We start from the raw sequence: 16,132 nt of genomic DNA, 5'->3' as shown, positions 1-16,132 counted from the left end.
GCCGACGCCTGCGCCGTGCCCTCCGGCGAGAGTACCGGCCACCCTTGCAGGTGACGCGCCGCAATCTCGCCCAGCGCCGTAATCCAGGCGCCCGCGCCGTTCAGACAGGGAATGAAGTGGAACGCCTTGCCGCCTGCGGACAGATAGGCGTGGCGGCCTTCCATATTGATTTCTTCGAGCGTCTCGAGACAATCGGACGTGAAACCGGGGCAGAAGACATCGACACGCGGCGTGCCGCCACGGCCCAGTTCTTCGAGCGTCGGAGCCGTGTAGGGCTGAAGCCATTCCGCCTTGCCGAAACGCGACTGGAACGTAAGACGGCAGGTCGTTTCGTCGAGACCCAGCGCGGCCGCCAGCAAGCGCGCTGTCTTCACGCACTGATCGTGGTAGGGATCGCCCAGATCGAGCGTGCGGCGCGGCACACCATGAAAGCTCAGCAGCAACCGTTCGCCGGCCGCAAAATCCGGTCGGCCGTGCTGCTGCCAATAGCCCTCGACCTGCTGACGCAGCGCCTCGATATAGGCGGGATGATCGTGGTAGTCGCGCACCGTGCGCACATCAGGCTGATTGCGCAGGCGGCCGAGCACCCGGAACACGGCGTCGCTGGCCGTGGCAGTCGTGCTGCTCGAGTATTGCGGATAAAGCGGCAGGACGAGAATACGCTCCACGCCGTTTTGCCGCAGCGCGCGAATACGTTCGGGAATCGACGGATTCCCGTAGCGCATGGCGTAGTCGACGACCACGTCGTAGTCGTTCGCATGCAGCAAGGCGCGCAAAGCGTTCGTCTGTTGCTCGGTGTTCACTTTGAGCGGCGAGCCTTCGCGGGTCCAGACCGTCGCGTATTTCTGCGCGGACTGACGCGAGCGAAACGGCAGAATCACCAGCCGCAGCAACGGCTGCCACACGAACGAGGGGATTTCCACGACGCGCGGGTCCGACAGGAACTCGCGCAAATAGCGACGCACGGCCGCAGGACGCGGCTCGTCGGGCGTGCCAAGGTTGATCAGCAGAACGGCTGTCTTGCCGGACTGGCCATGCGAAATGGGTTCAGGATCGAAGCGCATGGATCGTACTTTACCGCAAACCTGGCCGACATCCGGCGAGGGCAGGCGGCATGACTCCCCGCCCGCCCCTGCGTCAGCCACGATTGACGCAGGGGCGGGCGAGTCAACGCTCAGCCGTGCGGATGCTCGTCTTCCTTCTGCGGGCGATGCGCTGCGCTCGGATGCTCCGCCTCGTGCGACGGTGCGCGGGCGCCTTCCGGTTTGTTCTCCCGCGGCGCCGTTTGCGGGTGCGAATGCTCCTGCGGTTGCGGATGGGGCACCGTCTGCGGGCGCTCTTGCGCGGGCTGAGGTCTCGGCGCCATCGGCTGCCGCTCGGCCTGCGGCTCCGGGCGCGGCTGAGGACGCTCGACCTGCGGTTGCGGGCGCGGCTGGGCTTGCGGCACCTGAGGCTGTGCGTGGGACTGCCACTGCTGCGGCCGACGGGCGGCTTCACCGTCTTCCGGCTGACCACGCTGCGGAGCCGGGGGCGCATTTCGTGTCTCCGGCGGCGACGGGCGGCGCATCTGCATATCGCGCTGTGCGGCGTCGTGCCCGGGCTGCGGCACTGCCTGCTGCCCCTCGCCGCGCAAAGCGGGCTGCCCCGCCGCGCTCACGCCCGGCGGATGCGGGACACCGGACGGCGCCCCTTGTTCGCCACGCCCCGACGGTTGGGCTTGCGGCGCGGTTTGCCCCGGACGATTCTGATAAACGCCACGCCCGCCATAGCCCGGCTCACCCGGCACACCGGGTTCCCCCGGCACGCCCGGCCGCCCCGGCGCTCCCGGAACCCCTGGCACCCCCGGCTGACCGGGGACGCCCGGCGCACCATGCATCGGAGGCACAGCGCCCGTCGGCGGCAGCGCACCGTGCGCCGGGGTAGCGCCCACCGCACCGGCCGCGCCCATCGCAGGCCGTGCGGGCGTTGCGCCATTCACTCCAATCGGCGCACCGACCGGTCCGTGTGTACTCACGACCGTCACACGCGGCTGCACGCGCCCCTGCGAGTTCGAGGCTCCCGGCCGCGTATTCTGGACTTGTTGCGCATTCTGAACGAAAGCCAACGGCGCGCCGCCGGCGTTCGGCACCGGGTGCAACTGACTGGTCAGCTCACGCGACGGCATAGCCCGGGCTGCGGGTGCGCGCGTTGCGAGCACCTGCCGGCTGAACACACCCGTCGGCGGCGCCCCGGCCGCCGGACGGCTATTGCCGAACACGCTCTGCTGCACCGGCGCCACACCCGGCGTATTCGCCACTCGCCACGACTGCCCCGCGCGCGGCGCCGCCAAGGCCACCGGCGCACCCACCGGACGCCCTTGCACGAACGACTGTGCCGGCATCGTCGATACGGCGCCCCGCACATTGCGATTCACGTACACATTGTTGATGTTGGTGATGTTGGTCGTCTGAATCACCGTCGACCGATTGATGTTCGTGACGTACGACGAACTGGCGCGATATGCCGGACGATACGGGTCATGCGGGCCGAGCGCGAACCACGCGAGGCCCACCCCGCCTGCCGCGAACGAAATGCCCCACTGATTGCCGCCACTGCTGCCGCTCACCCAGCCGACCAACGCCGGTGCGTACACCGGCCGTACGGCAACCGGCCCCGGCACCCAGCACCAGCGCGCATCGACATAGGCCCACCGGCCATAGTGATAAGGCGCGAAGCCCCACGGTGCGTCGTCAACCCACGTCCAGCCCCACGGATCGACCCAGACCCAGTGGCCAGTGCGATACGGCGCCCAGCCCGACGGCACGCTCGACGGCACCCATACGGCGCCGTAGTTCGGCGTTTCCTGCCACGTACCGTAATCGTCCAGACTTTCAAAGCCGGTCATGTCGCGCGGCACGTAGCGGGCGGACACCGAGGCGTCCTCGCGGGCGTCGCGCTGGCGTACCCATTGGTCAAATGCGTCCGCCACGAGCGGGCTCGTTGGCTGCTGCGTCAGATTCTGACCGACGAACGCCACGCGGTGCCCCTGTTGCAGCGGCACCGAGGCGCCCTGCCCATACACGGTGGCCGCGCCGCGCCAGATGCTGACCGTCGTCACGCCATTCGGATCGACATCGACACGGTACTCCCCTGCCTGCTGCGGCACGAACGCCAGGTTCGGCGTATCGATCTCGTACGGCTGATTCGGATCGTAGGTTCGCAGCCGGAGGCCGACGGTGCCCTGCGTTACGTTCAGTTGCACGTTCTGATCGGTCACGGCAGACAGCGCGACACTCGTGGACGCCCCCATGCGAACCGCCGTGCCGCCGACATGCATCTCGGCGCGGCTGTTGCGATCGACCCAGAGGGCGTCGCCGGTGGTCAGCGGCCGGTTGCGGTCGGCGTAGCGCCAGTCGCCAGTGCCTGCGGGTGCGTACGTAACGGTGCCGTCGAATTCGTTCAACCGGGCCACCCGGCCCGGCGGATCGGCGCTTTGCGCCTGCGCCAGCGCGGGTAAGCCCACGGCGCCTAACGCGCCGAGCGCAAGCCCGACGCCGAGATAACGGACCATCGTCCGCCAGGAAATCAGGGATTTCATAGACACTCCGGGCCCTTCAGGTTCACGCACCCACCGCTGCGCCGGGTGCGTTACCGTGTCGTTCTGTCCGAATCCTTTGACGAAGGCGATGCTCGCAACTTCGCCATAAGTGACACTTCGAGCGTAAGCCTGCCGTATGTGACAGCGTGTAAAGGAATGCTACGGAGTTGTAACGTAAAGCAGGCGAAGCGATAGCACGCGGGCAGCGCGAGCGCAGGTCAATGCTGGCTGAGCGCGTTGGAAAGCAGCTTGGCCGTGATGTCGACGATCGGAATCACGCGCTCGTAAGCCATGCGTGTCGGGCCGATCACGCCCAGTGTGCCAACAACCTCGCCGTCGACTTCGTACGGTGCCGTCACGACCGTCATCTCCTCGATCGGCACGAGACTCGATTCGCCGCCGATGAAGATCTGCACGCCCTGCGCGCGACTCGACACGTCGAGCAGTTGCAAAAGGCCGGTCTTGGACTCGAACACGTCGAACAACCTGCGCAGGCGTTCCATGTTCGATGACAGATCTTCCACACCCAGCAGGTTCCGCTCGCCCGAAATCAGCACGCTCTCGCGTGTGTTGTCGGCCATGGCGTCGCTGCCTGCCTGAACGGCGGCCTGCATCAAGGCGCTCATGTCGGAGCGCAGGGCATCGAGTTCACCGCGCAAGTAAGCACGTACGTCGTCGAAGCTATGGCCGCCGAAATGGGCGTTCAGATAGTTCGCCGCTTCGACCAGTTGCGCCGGTGAATAGTCTTTTTCCGTCAGGATGATGCGGTTCTGCACGTCGCCGTCGGGCGTGACGATGATGAGTAACACTCGCTTGTCCGACAGCCGCAGGAACTCGATTTGACGGAAGGTCTGGCTGCGACGCGGGGTGAGCACCACGCCCGCGAATTGCGAGAGGTTCGAGAGCACCTGTGCCGCCGAGGCAACGAGTTGCTGCGGCCCTGCCGGTTGTAACCGGTTCTGCACATGCGACGCGAGAAGATTGGCGGCCTCTTTCTCAAGGGGACGCACCGTCAGCATGGTGTCGACGAACAGACGGTAAGCACGCGGGGTAGGCACGCGACCGGCAGACGTATGGGGGCTGGACACAAAGCCGAGTGCCTCGAGATCGGCCATCACGTTGCGGATCGTCGCCGAGGAGAGGTCGAGCCCCGAGTACCGGGAAAGCGTGCGCGAACCGACCGGTTGGCCATCGGCGATGTACCGTTCGATCAGGGTTTTGAGGAGAGCTTGCGCACGTTGATCTAGCATGGCAAAAATTGTAACGCGAAATGTGCATACGCGGCGTGCGGCAAACCCCGAGGCGAGAACCGCATCAGGCGGCGGATGCCGATGGTTGCTGTCATCGACTTATGGTGTAATGGCGGCATGAAAACAGGGAGCCCTTTCAAGACCGTAGCGCTCGTCGGGAAATATCATGCCGACGGCGTTGCCGAACCTCTGCTCACGCTGGCGGCATGTATTGCCCAGCGCGGGCATCACGTCGTCTTCGAGCGCGACACGGCGCACAACATCGGCGCTGCGGCCGATCCGTACCGGACCCTCGATATCCAGGAAATCGCCACGCAGGTCGATGTGGCCGTCGTCGTTGGGGGCGACGGGACGATGCTTGGCGTCGGCCGCCAGCTTGCGGCGTCGAAGGTGCCGCTGATCGGCGTGAACCACGGACGCGTCGGTTTCATCACCGATATTCCGCTCGACGAGATGCGCCAGGTCGTGCCGGCCATGCTCGAAGGACATTTCGAAGGCGAGCAGCGCACGCTGCTGGCCGCCCGCATCGAGCGCGACGGCCAGACGCTCTTCGAAACGCTCGCGTTCAACGACGTCGTCGTGAACCGCTCGGGGATCTCGGGCATGGTCGAGTTGCGCGTCGATGTCGACGGCCGCTTCATGTACAAGCAGCGCTCGGACGGCCTGATCGTCGCCACGCCGACCGGTTCCACCGCGTATGCACTCTCGGCCTCCGGCCCGATCCTGCACCCGCGCCTTGGCGGAGTGGTGCTCGTGCCGATCGCGCCGCACGCCCTCTCGAACCGCCCGATTGTGTTGCCCGATTCGAGCGATATCGTCATCACGATTACCGGCGGACGCGAAGTCGGCGCCAACTTCGACATGCAGTCGTTTGCCGAACTGCGTCAGGGCGACCGGATTCTGGTGAGCCGCTCCGCACATCAGGTGACGTTCCTGCATCCGGTGGGCTACAACTACTACGCGACGCTGCGCCGCAAACTGCACTGGAACGAGCATATCTCCGACGAAGATACGCCCCAGAACTGACTTCAAGCCTCACCCGATATCCCATGCTACGCAGTCTCTCGATTCGCGATTTCGTAATCGTCGATCGTCTCGACCTGGAATTCTCCGCCGGTTTCACCGTGTTTTCGGGGGAAACCGGCGCAGGCAAATCGATCCTGATCGATGCGCTGGCGCTGGCAATGGGCGAGCGCGGCGACACCAGTATGGTGCGCAATGGCCAGGCGCGGGCCGACATTACCGCTGAATTCGCCGCCGACGCCGAAGCGCGTCCCGATCTCGAAGCCTGGTTGCAGGCGCAGGCGCTCACGCTCGAAGAGCACGGCGGCGTGTTGCTTCGCCGCGTGCTCGACTCGGGCGGGCGCTCGCGCGCCTTCATCAACGGCACACCCGCCACCCTCGCTCAATTGCGCGAACTCGGCGAGATGCTCGTCGATATTCACGGCCAGCACGCGCATCAGCAATTGCTGCGTCCCGACGCGCAACGCCGTCTGCTCGACTCGCATGCCGGCGCTACGCAGCTTAGCGCCGACACTGCCGCGGCCCACAAGGAATGGCGGCGCCTCGTCAAACGATGTGAAGAAGCACATGGCCGCGACCGCGAATTGCAGTTGGAGCGCGAACGCCTGGAATGGCAGACGTCGGAACTCGACAAGCTCAATCCCCAGGAAGGGGAATGGGACGAAGTGAGTGCCGAACATCGGCGTCTCTCGCACGCCGCCAGCCTCATCAACGGGGTGCAAGGCGCCCTCGATACGCTCGCGGAAGCCGACGGCGCCATCGTTCCGTCGTTGGGCCACGTCGTGCATCAAATTCGCGAACTGGCCGAGATCGACGCCGGACTCGCGGACACGCTGGCCGCGCTGGAGCCTGCGGAGATTCAGTTGCGCGAGGCCGTGCATTCGCTCACGCACTACGCGCAACGGGTCGACCTCGATCCGGAACGTCTTGCCGTGGTCGAGCAGCGGCTCGACGCGCTGCATTCGGCGGCGCGCAAATTCCGTGTCACGCCGGAGCAACTGCCTGCCGAGCATGCCGAACGACGCGCCCAGCTCGAAGAGTTGACGGCATCGCAAGACACCGCCGCCATGCAGGCTGCCGCCGACGCTGCCCACGCCACCTACCACAAGCTGGCAAAGGAGTTGTCGAAGGCACGCGCGAAAGCTGCGGCGTCGCTCTCACGCGAAGTCACGCGCGCCATGCAGGATCTGTCCATGCCGGGCGGACGCTTCGAAGTCACGCTCAGCGCAACGTCGGAGCCGCAATCGTTTGGTCTGGAAACGGTAGAGTTTCTCGTGGCCGGCCATCCGGGGGTGCCGACGCGGCCCCTGGCTAAAGTGGCATCGGGGGGCGAACTGGCGCGTATCAGTCTCGCCTTGCAGGTCATTGCCAGCAGCGCCAGCCTCACCCCGACGCTGATTTTCGACGAAGTGGATTCCGGTATCGGCGGCGCGGTGGCCGAAGTGGTCGGCCGTCTGCTGCGCGAACTCGGTCAGGGACGGCAGGTGTTGTGCGTCACCCACTTGCCGCAGGTCGCGGCGCTCGGCCACCAGCATCTGCGCGTGAAGAAGCGCAGCGACGGCGATACGACGATGAGTGAAATCGAGCCGCTTGGCCGCACGGAGCGTGTCGAGGAGATTGCGCGGATGCTGGGAGGTGTCGAGATTACCGCAACGACACGCAAGCACGCGCGGGAGATGCTCGCCCTCTGAGGCGCTGAGGCTGCCTAGCCTTCCAGGGGCCGCCCAGCCCGCCCTGCCCGCGCAATGCACGACGTGTTGCGTCCATCGTCTCCGTCACAAACAGTCGTCGCACGGGCGGCGCACCATCGACCGCCCGAGCTCATCCGCGGGCCGATATCAGACCGGTCCCGCGTCTGAAAACACCGAATCCCACAACGCCGTCACGGCCTCGCGCTCAGCCGCGATATCGGCCGCAGGCACGCGCGCGGCTTCCACACCGTCGAGCCGCAACTTGTGCTGACGCTTGCGATACGTGCGATACGCCGCGGCGGCATCGTCGGCAAGCTTCGCGTCGATCAGGCCGAGTTGGGCCGCTTCGCGCAGCAGCGCGATATTGCCCGCATTGCGCAGCAGCGCCGGATGCGCGCCCGAATACAGCAGCACCAGATACTGCACGGTGAACTCGATGTCGACCATGCCGCCCCGGTCATGCTTCAGGTCGAAGAGCTTGCCGGGATTCGGGTGCCCTTCAAGCACCTTGCGTCGCATGGCCACGATTTCCTGCGCGAGCGGCAGCGCCTCGCGCGGCGTGGCGAGCACCTGCGCGCGAATGGTCTCGAACGCCGCGCCAATGGTCTCGTCACCGGCGCAAAAGCGCGCCCGGGTGAGCGCCTGATGCTCCCAGACCCACGCAGTATTCGCATTGCCCTCGCGGAACTGATACTGACGAAAGCTCTCGATGTTCGTTACCAGCAGCCCCGACAAGCCGTTGGGCCGCAGCCGCAGATCGACGTCGAAGAGCATACCCGCGCCCGTGTGCGTGGTGAGCCACGTCACGAACCGCCGGGCCAGCGCGGCATAAGCGTCGGGCGCACGGTCGTCGTCATCGTCATAGAGAAAGATCAGGTCGAGGTCGGACGCGTAGCCCAGTTCCTTGCCACCGAGCTTTCCATAGGCGATGACGGCGAACCGCGGCACCTCGCGGTGGCGTGTCGCCACGTGCGGCCAGACCGTCGAGATCGTCACGTCGACGATGATGTCCGCCAACTCGGAGAGCCGGTCGCCAATCGCTTCGACCGACAGCGTGCCCTGCAAATCGAGCAGCAGGATACGGAACACCTCGGCGTGATGCGCGCGCCGCAGAATATCCATCTGCACTTCAACATTACCCGACGCACCTGCGGCGTTCAGGCTCAGCAGCAATTGCGTTTTGAACGCCGGCCAATCGAACGGCGCGGCGAGCGCTTCGTCGTCGAGCAATTCGTCGAGCAGTTGCGGGTGACTGATCAGATAGCCGGCCGCCCAGCGCGAGCCGGCCAGCACCTTGACGACACGCTCCAGCGCACGCGGATACTCGGTGAGGAGCGCCAGATACGAACTGCGGCGGCTGATGGTCGAAAGCAGATCGAGCATGCGCGCGAGCACGGCGTCGGCTTCACCGGTGCCTGCTGCGCCTTCCACCGCGCGCTGCACGAGTTGATCGAAGCGCCGCCGGCTGATCTCGCCCAGCGCCTTGTAGCGTGACGACGTCCACACCGCGCGCAGGCGGTCGAGCGCGCCTTCGGCGTCGGAGAAGCCCAGTCGCGTGAGCTGATTGCCGAGGTCGCCCGTCTGCGCCTCGTCGGCCAGACATTCGCTCCACAACTCCGGCGGGCACTCGCAGTCGCCCGCGCCGGACGCCCCTTTCTTCCCGCCCTTCTGTCCGTTACCGCCCGCCTTGTCGGCAAAAATCTCGTCGAACTGCGCCGCCACGAATTCCCGGTGCTCGTCGAGCACCGTCATGAAACTCGCTTCGTCCGGGAAACCCATCGCCCGCGCAACCGCAAGACGATCCTCGCCGGGCCCCGGCAGGATATGCGTTTGCGCATCGTCCAGATACTGAATCCGGTGTTCGAGCTTGCGCAGAAAGACGTAGGCGTTCGCCAGTTCGTCGGCAACGTTCTGCGCAAGCCAGCCGCGCCGCGCCGCCACGCCCAGCACGGCCAACGTCGGGCGCACGCGCAGTTCCGGCTCCTGACCGCCACGGATCAACTGGAACACCTGCGCCGAGAACTCGACCTCTCGAATCCCGCCACGGCCGAGCTTGATGTCGTTGATGCGAGCGGGCTTGGCCCGGGCGCGGCGCTCCGCCTCGTGGCGAATCTGTTCGTGGAGTGCCCGAATCGCACCGATCACGCCGTAATCCAGATAGCGACGGAACACGAACGGCTGAACCAGCGCGCTCAGCAACCGCTCGATGCGCTTGCCGGGCTCGCTTGCCAATTCGGAGACCAGACGCCCCTTGATCCACGCGTAGCGCTCCCACTCGCGCCCCTGCACGTAGAAATACTCTTCGAGCATCGGCAGGCTGCAAACAAGCGGTCCCGAATCGCCGTTGGGGCGCAGGCGCATGTCCACGCGGAACACATAACCGTCCGACGTGAGTTCGGAAATCAGGCCGATCAGCTTACGGCCAAGCTTGGTGAAGAACTCGTGATTCGACAACAGGCGCAGATGGCTCGCGGCGGCCGGATCGGCACCGTCGGGGGCCGACGTGTCGCCGTCGTCTTCATAGAGGAAGATCAGATCGATGTCCGACGAGACGTTCAGCTCGCGCCCGCCAAGCTTGCCCATGCCCACCACGCCCAGCGTCTGACGCTCGCCTTCGGCATTGCGCGGCACGCCGTGAATGGCTTCGAGTTCGCGCGACAGCACTGCAATGCCCGCCTGCACGGCGAATTCGGCCAGCGCAGTCATGGCCTCCGTGACCTCGGACAACTCGGCACGACCGTCCAGATCGCGCTGCATGACAGCGCACAGCGCTTCGATCCGCAACACTCGCAATGCGCGTGCGAGGCCCGCTTCGTCAACGCCCGACACCCCCGAAGCCTGCTCGGGCGGCGAGAGTACGGTGCCGGTAATCGCTTCGAAGCGACGGGCGAGCCAGCGTGCATCGACAGGGTGCGCCGCCAGTTCAGGCAACGCCTCGGCAAGCGCCGGACGGCTGGCGAGCATACGCGCTGCGTAGCGCGAGTACGATGAGATTTCGATCGGATTTTCGGGTGAACTCACTGGCGGGGTTCCGGTCAGCAATGAGAATGAAGAAGAATGAGGAGACTTTCGCATGCTTACCGATGCGCGATCAAACGCCGGATCACATGTCTATTTCTCCTACGGCCGGGCCATCGGAGGGTCGTGGGCTTGTGTTACAGTCTTTGCCACAGAAACTACCACATTCCCTCGTAGACGCGCAGCATGACCGACCGTAAGCCGCCCGCCTCGCCGACTGCGACCCGGTCCTGGTTCTCGTCACTGCCGCGTGGCTTGCGCCTAGGCCTGGAATGGCTGCTGGCGCTTATCGTCATCGGTTATTTCGGACTGGGTGCCGTTGTTCTCGCGACCCGGTACATCGTTTTGCCGCGTGTCTCGGATTATCGCCCGCAAATCGAAGCGGCAGCGACGCGCGCCATCGGTCTGCCCGTCACCATCGGCCACGTCGACGCCGTCTGGCGCGGCTGGCACCCTTACCTTACGCTCGAAGACGTGCGCATTATGCGCGCCACGCCCAGCGCGAACCCCAAAGCCTCCACGGTTGCCCGGGTGGTCGCCGCGGTGAAGGCCGAACGGCAGACCACACCGTCCGCAGCATCGGGGGCATCGGCGTCTGCGGCATCCGACAATCCCCCGGCAGTGAGTTACGCGCCGCCCGGCGCGCCGTTGCCCGCCGAAACCGGCCTGACACTTCACCGTCTCGATGCCGTACTCTCGTGGACCAGCCTGATCCATTTCGATCTGCGTCTGTCGAGCCTCACCCTGTATGAACCGGACCTCACAGTCGAGCGACTCGCCGACGGCACGGTCCTCGTTGCAGGCATACCGGTCGCCGGCAACAGTGGCGCCACGGATACCACGGGGGCCGACTGGCTGATGCGGCAGGCCCGTATCGTCATTCGCAATGGCACCGTGCGCTGGCGCGACACCACCCGTAATGCGCCCGAAGTCGTTGTCTCTCAGGTCAACGCCATGCTGCGCAATCGCGGCTTCGAGCACCGGTTCGGCCTGCAGGCGACGCCACCGCAGGGCATCGTCGCGCCGCTCGACATTCGCGCGCGCTTCACCAATCCGCTGTTCGCCCGGCCCGGCGAAGTCAAACGCTGGCGAGGTCAGATCTACGCCGACGTCGGTACGCTCGATCTCACCGAACTGGCCCGCTACGTCGATCTGCCGGGCAAGGAGTCTCGTGGCCGTGTTGCCGCCCGCGCCTGGGTCGACTTCGACAGCGGTGTGCTCACAGGCGCCACGCTGCGCACCGCCGGCGAAAACACCTCGGTACAGTTGGCCGACGACCTGCCCCCGCTGACCTTCGACGCGACTCAGGGTCGAATCGACGTCACACGCATCGGGGCGCAACCCGACGCCGGCTGGAATCTGCGCGCCCGCGATCTGACGTTGCTGGCCGCGGGGCGTCCAACGCTCGATGTCCCCGATCTGCGCGGCACGTACACCCCCGGCACCCAGACGCAAGGGCTGCATGTGGCGCTCTCCGGCCCGCGCTTCGACATCGGCGCCGCCATGGCGCTCGTGCCGGCACTACCCATCGATTCGCAAACGCGCGACACGCTCGCGAGTTTTCGTCCGCGCGGCCGTCTGGCCAATTTCGACATCAACTATCAGGCCCCGACGCCCCGGCGCCCGGGCAACTGGCGCGATCTGCCCGGCATCAAGCAACTTCCGCCCGAGCGCGACCGCTACCGGGTCGTGGCCGACTTCGAAGCGCTGGGCGTCGACAGCGCGCCGAGCCAGCATCCGCCGGCGCATGCCGGCTCTCCCAATGCGGGACGCCCCGGCTTCGCCAACCTGAACGGCCACGTCGACGCCGATCAGTCGCGCGGCAGCCTGACACTGGACGCCAGGAACGCCACGCTCGACTTCCCCGGCCGCTTCGACCAGCCGCGTATCGACCTCGACACCCTCACGGCACGCACGTCGTGGCGTGTCTCCCACGCCGTGACCAAGCCGGACGCCCCGGCAAACGTGCAGGTGCATGTCGACGCCCTGCATCTGCAAAACGCCGAGCTGACGGGCGATGTGAACGGCACGTGGCGTAGCGGCGGCAAGGGCAACGGCATCGTCGATCTGAAGGGCAGCATCGTGCGGGCGAACGCCAATTCGGTGCCGCGTTATCTGCCCACCGATATCGGCGCGAGCGTGCGCGACTATCTGCAACGCGCCCTGATCGCGGGCACCGTGCAGAACGCCCCGTTCGCCGTGCAGGGCGATCTCGAAGATTTCCCGTACGGCAAGGGCGGCGGCAAGTTCCGCATCGATATCCCGCTTGCGGACGTGACGTTCAACCCTTCGCCGTTGCGCCCGGGTCACACCGAGGTCTGGCCCGCCTTTGAGAAAGTGCGCGGCAATCTGCGCTTCGACGCCGACAAGCTGCACATCGCCATCGACAGCGGGTCGATCTTCGGCGTGACGCTCACACAAGTGCTGGGCGACATCAATGACATCGGCCAGGACAGTTCCGTGCTCACCCTCAAGGGCGACGCCCGCGGCCCGGCCGCCGACTTTGTCAAGTACCTGAACAGCAGCCCGGTGGGGCACTGGATCGGCGACTTCACGCAGGAAACGCGCGCGAACGGCACCACGCAGTTGGCCCTGCAATTGGCCATGCCGCTCGAGCACACCGACCGCTCCAAGGTCACGGGACGCGCGCGCTTCCTGCGTAACGACGTCACACTGCTGAGCGGATTGCCCACCTTCGGTGCGGTAGATGGCGAACTGGCGTTCACGGAACGCGGCATCTCGCTCGACAATCTGCGCGGCACGTTCCTTGGCGGCGACGTGCGCGCCTCGGGCGGCAGCCGCGACGACGGCACCATCGCCCTGAACATCAACGGCACGATGAGTGCGCAGGGACTGCGCGAAAACCGTGAAAACGCCACGCTCGCACAACTGGCCAAGCGTATGACAGGCAGCACCCCCTACACGGCAACGGTCACGGTGCATCAGGAGATGACCGACGTGGCGGTGCAATCCACACTCGCCGGGCTTGGCGTGAACTTGCCCGCCCCGCTCGGCAAGAGCGCCGAGACGTCGTTGCCCGCGCGTTTCACGCTGCGCCCTCAGGCGAATCCGGGGGGCCGACGCATCGATACGCTCGACTTCGCCATCGGCAGTGTGCAGGGCAATTACGTACAGCAGCACGCGGCCGGCAACGGCGGCCACATCGACGTGCTGCGCGGCGGCATCGGCATTAACCAGCCGGTGCCGGCACCGCGCGAAGGCGTGCAAGCCGCCGCCATGTTCGACACGCTCGACGTGGACGCCTGGCGCGGCGTAATCGCATCGCTGAGCAGCGACGCCGTCACGCCCGTCACGCCCATCGCGCCCGTCACGCCCGGCGCCCCGGGCACCCCGCCCGCTCCGGCGGCCGCCGCGCGCGACGAGTTCGGCGCGCTGACGCCCTACCTGCCAACGCGTCTGGCGTTGCATGCGAAGCAGGTGCGGCTGATGTCGCGGCAGTGGCCGGAGCTGGTCGTGGGGGCGCAGCGCAACGACCGCGACTGGCAAGTGAGTCTGGCGTCCGACCTGGTCTCCGGTTTCGCCGAATGGCATGCGCCGGACGCGAAAAACCCGTCGGGCACCATTCGCGCACGTCTGGCGAAACTCGTGATCCCGCGCGAAGACCACGGCAGCGATGTGCTCACGCAAGTCCTCGACGAGCCGAGCGACGAATTCCCTGCCATCGATGTGGTCGCCAACGATTTCGTGCTGCGCGACAAACCACTGGGCCGCTTGCAGTTAAATGCGCACAACGACGTCGAAGACGGCGTGCCGGTATGGCAACTGACCAAACTGGAACTCAGCAACAGCGCGGCCACACTCGACGTGAAGGGCAACTGGCGCACGTCGCGCCGCCGCGCGGCAGCCGCAGCCGTGGCAGGCGGCGCCGACGACGTGCCGCGACGCACCGTGCTCGACTTCAATCTCGACGTGAAGGACGCAGGCGGACTGCTCGATCGTCTGGGCCAGCCCAAAACCCTCAAAGACGGCTCGGGCACGATCTCGGGCCGCTTCGGCTGGCGCGGCGGCCCCGATGCCATCGATTACCCGACGCTTGGCGGCAAGGTCGCGGTCGACCTCAAGCGCGGTCAGATCCTGAAAGCCGACCCGGGACTGGCCAAGCTGCTGGGGATTCTGTCGGTGCAGACCCTCGCAAAGATTCTGACGTTCGACTTCAATAGCGTGATCGGCAGCGGTCTGCCATTCGACAGCATCGAAGGAAACGCCACCATGCAAGCCGGTGTGGCAAACACCAACGATCTGACGATCAACTCCAGCACGGCGACGATCAAGATCGACGGCCATACCGATCTCGCCCGCGAGACCCAGGACCTGAATGTGCTGGTGCTGCCGAAAATCAACGCCGCGTCGGCGTCGCTCGCGTGGGCCATCGTCAACCCGGCGCTGGGCATCGGCAGTTTCTTCGCGCAGTTGGCGCTGGGCGAACAGCTCTCGCGCACGCTCTCGACGACCTACCATGTGACCGGCTCCTGGGACAATCCGGTCATCGGACAGGGCAACGACAATAAGAGTAAGATCAATGCATCCCCGGTTGATCGCCCCGAGGCGCAAAATAGCGTCCCGCCAGTCGGCATGCGCGGCAATTGAGCGCATGGGCGCTTCCGAAACGCTTCGCTTGAAACGCAGCCCGACCCGGTAATCCGCTCCGAATCCAGCCATTACATGACGAGTCCCGACACAAAGCCAGCCGCCGTATCGGCCTCCCCCGCCCCCACGACTCTCACTACGCCCACCGACGGCCCGGTGCGGGTTGCGGCGGTCCAGATGGTGAGTGCCCCCGACGTCGAGCGCAATCTCCGCGAGGCGGGCCGCCTGATCGCCGAGGCGGCGCAGAACGGTGCGCAGCTGGTGCTGTTACCCGAGTATTTCTGCTACATGGGCCAGCGCGATACCGACAAGCTGGCTTTGCGAGAGACCCCGGGCCATGGCCCGATTCAGGACTTTCTCGCCGAGACGGCCCACCGTCACGGCGTGTGGCTGATCGGCGGCACGCTACCGCTGGCGGCGCCCGAGCCGGAACGCGTGCTCAATACCACGCTGGTGTTCGGCCCCGACGGCACGCTGGCCGCACGCTACGATAAAATTCACCTGTTCAACTTTGTCAAAGGGGAAGAAGCCTACGACGAAGCGCGCACCATTCGCCCCGGCGATGCCGTACGCACGTTTGAAGCGCCGTTTGGACGTGTGGGCCTGTCAGTTTGCTACGATCTGCGTTTTCCCGAGTTGTACCGTGCCATGGGCGACTGTACGCTCATGGTCGTACCCGCCGCCTTCACCTACACCACGGGCCGCGCGCATTGGGAACTGCTGTTGCGTGCGCGAGCCGTCGAGAACCAGTGTTATGTCCTGGCGTCCGCGCAGGGCGGACATCACGAAAACGGGCGGCGCACCTGGGGGCATTCCATGCTGATCGACCCATGGGGCGATATCGTCGCCCAGCGAGAAGCGGAAGGCGCCGGCGTGGTCATCGGCGACATCGACCCGGCCCGGCTGGCCGCCGTGCGTCAGAGCCTGCCCGCGTGGCGGCATCGCGTGCTGCAAGGTTGATTTAC

7 protein-coding genes and 1 pseudogene are annotated in these 16,132 nt (G+C 66.0%); 4 read left to right on the top strand and 4 right to left on the bottom strand.

Annotation, left to right across the window (positions count from 1 at the left end; genetic code table 11):
• Positions 1-32: 32 nt before the first annotated feature.
• The 3 genes and pseudogenes from hemH to hrcA all read right to left on the bottom strand — a co-directional run.
• Positions 33-1,064: pseudogene (hemH, locus tag AT395_RS05575) on the bottom strand (ferrochelatase); the annotation flags it as partial.
• Positions 1,065-1,174: 110 nt separating this feature from the next.
• On the bottom strand, positions 1,175-3,577 hold the full coding sequence (locus tag AT395_RS05570) for a DUF6600 domain-containing protein (protein ID WP_156219650.1): 2,403 nt from the start codon (positions 3,575-3,577) through the stop codon (positions 1,175-1,177).
• Positions 3,578-3,795: 218 nt separating this feature from the next.
• Positions 3,796-4,827 (bottom strand): heat-inducible transcriptional repressor HrcA, encoded by a 1,032-nt coding sequence (hrcA, locus tag AT395_RS05565; RefSeq protein WP_042112736.1) that lies wholly within the window; start codon positions 4,825-4,827, stop codon positions 3,796-3,798.
• Positions 4,828-4,902: 75 nt separating this feature from the next.
• On the opposite strand from hrcA, the gene AT395_RS05560 reads away from it, so the two are divergent.
• Together AT395_RS05560 and recN are read left to right on the top strand one after the other, a co-directional pair.
• The gene (locus AT395_RS05560; protein WP_224787414.1) at positions 4,903-5,853 is read left to right on the top strand and encodes an NAD kinase; all 951 of its coding nucleotides are present in this window, start codon (positions 4,903-4,905) and stop codon (positions 5,851-5,853) included.
• A 23-nt stretch (positions 5,854-5,876) separates the two neighbouring features.
• Positions 5,877-7,541, top strand: coding sequence for a DNA repair protein RecN (recN, locus tag AT395_RS05555; RefSeq protein ID WP_048627879.1), 1,665 nt, complete (start codon positions 5,877-5,879; stop codon positions 7,539-7,541).
• Positions 7,542-7,688: 147 nt separating this feature from the next.
• On the opposite strand, the gene glnE is transcribed toward recN, so the two are convergent.
• Complete coding sequence (glnE, locus tag AT395_RS05550; protein ID WP_048627932.1) at positions 7,689-10,505, bottom strand: bifunctional [glutamate--ammonia ligase]-adenylyl-L-tyrosine phosphorylase/[glutamate--ammonia-ligase] adenylyltransferase; 2,817 nt, start codon at positions 10,503-10,505, stop codon at positions 7,689-7,691.
• A gap of 240 nt (positions 10,506-10,745) precedes the next feature.
• Here glnE and AT395_RS05545 point away from each other — a divergent pair, with 240 nt between their 5' ends.
• On the top strand, positions 10,746-15,167 hold the full coding sequence (locus tag AT395_RS05545) for a YhdP family phospholipid transporter (protein ID WP_048627880.1): 4,422 nt from the start codon (positions 10,746-10,748) through the stop codon (positions 15,165-15,167).
• A 177-nt stretch (positions 15,168-15,344) separates the two neighbouring features.
• Positions 15,345-16,127, top strand: a complete 783-nt coding sequence (locus tag AT395_RS05540) for a carbon-nitrogen hydrolase family protein (RefSeq protein WP_048627881.1) — start codon at positions 15,345-15,347, stop codon at positions 16,125-16,127.
• Positions 16,128-16,132 lie beyond the last annotated feature (5 nt).

Source organism: Pandoraea apista (assembly GCF_001465595.2).
In the GTDB taxonomy this organism is placed as follows: Bacteria; Pseudomonadota; Gammaproteobacteria; order Burkholderiales; family Burkholderiaceae; genus Pandoraea; species Pandoraea apista.
Note: the sequence above shows the minus strand (reverse complement) of the source record. Positions and strands in the feature narration are given on the sequence as shown.